This window comes from Campylobacteraceae bacterium, assembly GCA_013215945.1.
GTDB lineage: Bacteria > Campylobacterota > Campylobacteria > Campylobacterales > Arcobacteraceae > NORP36.
Genome location: JABSOM010000018.1, coordinates 49191 through 55190 on the forward strand (window position 1 = coordinate 49191; position 6000 = coordinate 55190).

A 6000-nucleotide genomic window follows, 5' to 3' on the forward strand; every position below is an offset into this window, starting at 1 on the left:
ATGAAATCTTATTTATTAATGAATAAACAAGCCCATTACACCTAGTCCTAAGCACTATTTTGCTAAAATAATCACAATTTAGACAAAAGGTATTATTTAATGGAAAATCTTTTTAATAGTCAAGATATTATAGATATAAATATTGAAGATTCAGTAAAAGCTTCATATTTAGATTATTCGATGAGTGTTATAATTGGGCGTGCACTTCCCGATGCACGAGATGGATTAAAACCTGTTCATAGAAGAATTTTATACGCTATGCATGATTTAAATATGACTGCACGTGCTCCTTATAAAAAATCGGCAAGAATTGTCGGTGATGTTATTGGTAAGTACCATCCACATGGAGATACTTCAGTTTATGATGCATTAGTAAGAATGGCACAGAGTTTCTCTATGAGAGAGCCTTTAATTGATGGTCAAGGTAACTTTGGTTCTGTAGATGGTGATAATGCAGCTGCTATGAGATATACAGAGTCACGTTTTACTAAAATTGCAGAAGAGATTTTAAAAGATTTGGATAAAGATACGGTTAACTTTAATCCAAATTATGATGATACGCTGAAAGAACCTACGGTTTTTCCTACACGTGTGCCTACTTTATTAATGAACGGGTCTGAAGGTATTGCTGTTGGAATGGCTACAAAAATTCCACCACATAACTTGGGTGAATTATTAGATGCTATTTTACATACTATTGAAAACCCAGAAGCTACAGCTGATGAATTAATGGAATTTATAAAAGGTCCAGATTTTCCTACTGGTGGAACTATTTTTGGACGACGTGGAATTATTGATGCTTATAATACAGGAAGAGGTCGTGTAAAAATAAGAGCAAAACATCATATTGAAACAAAAGGTAGAAAAGAAGTTATTGTAATTGATGAACTTCCTTACCAAGTAAATAAATCAAGACTAATTGAACAAATTGCAAATCTTGCAAAAGACAAAGTAATTGAAGGGATTTCTGAAGTAAGAGATGAATCTGATAGAGATGGTATTAGAGTTGTAATTGAACTTAAAAAAGATGCAATGGCAGAAATTTTAATGAACAATCTTTACAAATCAACACCCTTAGAAACTACTTTTGGAATTATTATGTTGGCGGTTTTAAATAAAGAACCAAAAGTATTTAAATTACCAGAAGTATTAGCAGTATTTTTATCGCACAGAAAAACAGTAATTATTAGAAGAACTATTTTTGATTTGGAAAAAGCAAAAGCAAGAGCACATATTTTAGAAGGTTTAAAAATCGCTTTAGACAATATTGATGAAGTAGTTCAAATTGTAAAAAGTTCATCAAATGATGCAGATGCTAGAGAAAAACTTCAAGAAAGATTTTCTTTATCTGCAATTCAATCTCAAGCTATTTTAGATATGAGATTAGGAAGATTAACTGGTCTTCAAAGAGATAAACTAGAGGCTGAATATCAAGAATTATTGGCAATAATTGCAGAATTAGAATCAATTTTAAAATCTGAGAGCAGATTAAATGAAATAATTACAGAAGAATTACTTGAAATCAAAGAAAAGTATTCTACTCCTAGATTAACAGATATTGAAGATTCATATGAAGAAATTGATATTGAAGATTTAATTCCAAATGAACCAATGGTTGTTACGATTACACATAATGGTTATGTTAAAAGAGTGCCTATTAAATTGTATGAAAAACAACGAAGAGGTGGTAAGGGTAAAGTTGCTGTTACTACTCATGATGATGATTTTATTGAAAGATTCTTTGTTTCTAATACTCATGATACCTTGATGTTTGTAACAAACCTTGGACAATTATACTGGTTAAAAGTATATAGAATTCCTGAAGGTAGCAGAATTGCTAAAGGAAAAGCGGTTGTTAACTTGATTAACTTAAAAGCTGGCGAAAAAATAATGGAAATAATTCCTACGACTGATTTTGATGAAACTAAATCTTTAGCATTCTTTACTAGAAATGGTATTGTAAAAAGAACATCTTTAAGTGAATTCTCTAATATCAGATCAAATGGTGTAAGAGCTATTGTTTTAGATGAGGGTGATGAAATTGTTACTGCTAAAATCACTTTACCAGAATCACAAAACCTTATGGTATTTACTTCTTTGGGTCAATGTATTAGATTTGATATAAGTAAAACAAGAGAACAAGGTAGAAGTACAAGAGGGGTAAGAGGTATCAAATTCAAACATGACAATGATTATGTTGTTGATGCAGATGTTATAGAAAATACTGAACAAGAATTATTATGTGTATCTGAAAAAGGTATTGGGAAACGAACTATTGTTTCTGAATACAGAGAAACAAACAGAGCTGGTTCTGGTGTTATATCAATGAAATTATCGAATAAAACAGGTAATGTAATTGGAGAAGTTCTTGTAGATGAAGAACAAGATTTAATGATTTTAACTTCTATTGGTAAGATGATTAGAGTAGATATGCAAAGTATTAGAAAAGCAGGAAGAAATACATCTGGTGTTATTATTGTTAGTGTTGAAAAAGGCGATAAGGTTGTTTCTATTGCTAAGTGTCCAAAAGAAGATAAAGAATTGGATGACGAGAATTTAGATGAAAATGGTGAAGTAGTTAAAAACGAAGAAAATTCTGAAGCGAACAATGAAAGTGTAAACGAAGAAAATTCAAATGAAGAAACTACTAATAATGAAAAAACAGAAGATAATAATGGAGAAAATGAATAATGAGAAAATATAATGTAGCAGTTGTTGGTGCAACTGGTGCAGTTGGAGAAGAATTATTTAGAGTAATGGATGAGTTAAATTTTCCTGTTGATAATATAGTTCCTCTTGCAAGTGCAAAAAGTGTTGGAACAAATATAGAATATAAAAGTAAAGAATATGCGGTTATTGAATTAACTGAAACATCTTTTAAAGAAAATAAAGTTGATATTGCTTTCTTTTCTGCTGGTGGAAATATTTCTGCTAAATATGCTAAATATGCAGTTGAAGCAGGAGCTGTTGTAATTGATAATACAAGCCATTTTAGAATGGATGAAAATACACCTTTAGTAGTTCCTGAAGTAAATCCAGAAGATATTGAATTGTGGAAAAACACAGGGGTTATTGCTAATCCAAATTGTTCAACCATTCAAATGGTATTATCATTAAAACCTTTGGATGAATTATATGGTATTAAAAGAGTAGATGTATCTACGTATCAAGCTGTTTCAGGTGCTGGAAAAGCGGGGATGGAAGAACTATTTCATCAAATGCAAGATTTATTAAACTTCCAATTAGGTGAAAGTAAAAAAGAAGCTTTTGTTCATCAAATTGTAAACAATGTTATTCCTCAAGTAGATGTAGCTATGGATAATTCGTTTACAAAAGAAGAAATGAAAATGATTAATGAAACACAAAAAATTCTTCACAAAGATATAGCTATTGCAGCAACATGTGTAAGAGTTCCAGTATTAAGATCTCACAGTGAATCTATTACTATTACTTTTGAAGATGATGTTGATGTTAATATTGATGAAGTAAGAGAAGCGTTAGAGCGTTTTCCTAATGTTGAAGTTATTGATGATTTAGAAAATAATGCATATCCTATGCCAATTATTTCTACTGATACTGATATTACTTATGTAGGAAGATTAAGAAAAGATTTATATGCTAAGAATATGTTGCATTATTTTAATGTGGCAGATCAAGTAAGAGTGGGTGCTGCTACTAATTCTATTCGAATTGCTTTAAAGTGGATAGACTTAGAAGAAAATAAATAGATTTTCTTCTAAAGAAATAATTCTTGATTAAAAACAGTGCTTTTGCGCTGTTTTTTTTTGTAGAATTTATTATAAAAAATATCTTAAAAAAGATATTTTCTAAAATTAATAAAAGGTTTATTGATGTCAAAAATTTTTGTTGATGCGTGTTTGGGAAAAAAAACTCCTTATTCTCCTGTCTGGATGATGAGACAAGCAGGTCGTTATTTACCACAGTATTTAAAAGTAAGAGCAGAAGCTGGAGATTTTTTAAACTTATGCCATAATCCTAAAAAAGCCTGTGAAGTTACTTTACAACCTATGGATATAGTTGGTGTTGATGCAGCTATTTTATTTTCTGATATTTTAGTCATTCCACATGAAATGGGAATGCATTTAGAATTTGTAAAAGGAGAAGGTCCTTTATTTAAAGACCCTATTACAAATGAAGCAGATGTAGATGCTCTTTTGGGTGGAAAAGAAGCTGCTGAAAAACTTACTTATGTGTATGAAACTATTTCTTTAATACAAAAAGAATTAGCGCCTGATAAAGCTCTGATTGGATTTACAGGAGCACCTTGGACTTTGGTTACGTATATGATTGAAGGTAAAGGAACAAAAACATACAATTTATGTAAAAAACTTCTTTATACTCAACCTGAACTTATGCACAAATTATTAGCAAAAGTAACCCAAGTGGTTAAGTATTATATGGAAAAACAAATTGAAGCAGGTATTGATGTTGTTCAAATATTTGATTCATGGGCAGCTGCATTGGAAGAAGATGAATATTTTGAATTTTCTTGGAAATACATGATTGAAATATCGGATTATTTAAAAGAAAAATATCCTAATATTCCTATTATTATGTTTCCAAAAGGAATAGGGCAGTATCTTGATAGAATTGAGGGTAATTTTGATGTTTTCGGAGTAGATTGGTCAACTCCAATGGAACTTGCAAAAGAAAAACTTGGAGATAAATATGTGCTTCAAGGGAATATGGAGCCTTGTAGATTATATTCTAAAGAACAAACAACAAAGAGTATTGAAAAAATAAACAATGTTATGCAAGGTAAACGACATATCTTTAATTTAGGACATGGTATTTTACCCGATGTTCCTGTTGAACATGCAAAACATTTTGTAAGTGAATGTCAACGAATTTCAAAAAATTAACAAGAAAAGAAAGTTTAGGCTTTCTTTTTTTAATTTCTTAAAAAAATATTAAATTCTTTGTGATAATTAATCATAAATGCTAGTTATTTTCCTCAAGTTAAAAGCCAATATTAAGCTTCAAAATACAAAGAGTAAAAAAACATAAAGATTTAAATATTTAAGCAAAAAAGCCTTGACAAAACAATGCGTTTTTACTATACTTCGACTCCAATTAAGCAAAGAACAACGATTCCGGCATAGCTCAGTGGTAGAGTAGATGACTGTTAATCATTTGGTCCCAGGTTCGAATCCTGGTGCCGGAGCCATTAAAAGCTTTTAGATATTTGAACTTTGGTTCTTTTATCTAGAAGCTTTTTTTTTGCCTAAAATTAATTTTATTTCTCCCCTTCAAGTTAAAAAGTGCAACACTAATCTTAAAGCTATAACTAATAATAATTTGTAATTACTATGAAGATATAAAATTATAGAAACAATTTTACATATACTTTAATGTAAATTAACAAATAATTGAAGCGTTTAATCTATTCCAAACGTTTTTTTAATATTTTGAATGTAGGGGTGTTTTACTTTTTTATTAGCCAAGGAACTAGTATATTCATTTTGAAAATATCCAATGAACCCTAGTATAAGTAATGCAATTATACTATATATAGTTAGCTTCATTTTAATCTCCTTAATATTATATAAATTATACCTCAAATATTGTTTGTTTCGACACCAAAAGAACACTAAATCGAGTTATCATATTACTATCAAATAAGGATAGCACTATGACCACAATATCTGCACAATCAAATATTAGCTTTAATACTTATACTCCAGCAATTAATTCCACAAATTTAAGCACTAAGCTTAATAATAATGAAAATGTGGAGGAAACACCTGAAAACTTGATGCCAATCCAATTGAATGAAAAAGAACAATGGTCAAATCAAGAAGTTGCAGCTATTTATTTTAACCGGCAAGCAAGTCAACTTACGAAAGATTTGATTACTATTTATGCAGATGCAAAAAAAGAAACAACATTAAGAGATATTAATGAGTTGCCACCTTAAAATCTAATAAAGTATTTACTATTTTAAAAAGAAATTTTATCTTTTATTCACATCGAACCTTT

At 29.7% G+C, this 6000-nt stretch carries 5 protein-coding genes and 1 tRNA gene; 5 read left to right on the forward strand and 1 reads right to left on the reverse strand.

The window, feature by feature from the left end; genetic code table 11:
• Window positions 1–99: 99 nt before the first annotated feature.
• The 4 genes from gyrA (at window position 100) to HRT41_15200 (ending at window position 5188) form a co-directional block, all read left to right on the forward strand.
• Window positions 100–2691 carry a DNA gyrase subunit A gene (gene gyrA / locus HRT41_15185; protein ID NQY25365.1) on the forward strand — a complete coding sequence of 864 codons (2592 nt, stop codon included), beginning with the start codon at window positions 100–102 and terminating at the stop codon, window positions 2689–2691.
• A complete protein-coding gene (locus tag HRT41_15190; GenBank protein NQY25366.1) occupies window positions 2691–3728 on the forward strand; it encodes an aspartate-semialdehyde dehydrogenase in 1038 nt (345 codons plus the stop codon). The genes gyrA and HRT41_15190 overlap by 1 nt, the downstream gene beginning before the upstream one ends.
• A 123-nt stretch (window positions 3729–3851) precedes the next feature.
• Window positions 3852–4883, forward strand: a complete 1032-nt coding sequence (locus tag HRT41_15195) for a uroporphyrinogen decarboxylase (GenBank protein NQY25367.1) — start codon at window positions 3852–3854, stop codon at window positions 4881–4883.
• Window positions 4884–5113: 230 nt separating this feature from the next.
• Window positions 5114–5188 (forward strand) — tRNA-Asn (locus HRT41_15200).
• Between the two features lie 211 nt (window positions 5189–5399).
• Here HRT41_15200 and HRT41_15205 read toward each other — a convergent pair.
• Window positions 5400–5546: a hypothetical protein gene (locus HRT41_15205; protein ID NQY25368.1), complete on the reverse strand. Its 147-nt coding sequence runs from the start codon at window positions 5544–5546 to the stop codon at window positions 5400–5402.
• A gap of 107 nt (window positions 5547–5653) precedes the next feature.
• On the opposite strand from HRT41_15205, the gene HRT41_15210 reads away from it, so the two are divergent.
• Window positions 5654–5938, forward strand: a complete 285-nt coding sequence (locus HRT41_15210) for a hypothetical protein (protein NQY25369.1) — start codon at window positions 5654–5656, stop codon at window positions 5936–5938.
• The last annotated feature ends 62 nt before the right edge of the window (window positions 5939–6000 follow it).

What these genes read in the sequence shown, in the direction of transcription:
- gyrA (NQY25365.1), top strand. Translation starts at nt 100, where the DNA reads ATGGAAAATCTTTTTAATAGTCAAGATATTATAGATATAAATATTGAA.
- HRT41_15195 (NQY25367.1), top strand. Translation starts at nt 3,852, where the DNA reads ATGTCAAAAATTTTTGTTGATGCGTGTTTGGGAAAAAAAACTCCTTAT.
- HRT41_15190 (NQY25366.1), top strand. Translation starts at nt 2,691, where the DNA reads ATGAGAAAATATAATGTAGCAGTTGTTGGTGCAACTGGTGCAGTTGGA.
- HRT41_15205 (NQY25368.1), bottom strand. Translation starts at nt 5,546, where the DNA reads ATGAAGCTAACTATATATAGTATAATTGCATTACTTATACTAGGGTTC.
- HRT41_15210 (NQY25369.1), top strand. Translation starts at nt 5,654, where the DNA reads ATGACCACAATATCTGCACAATCAAATATTAGCTTTAATACTTATACT.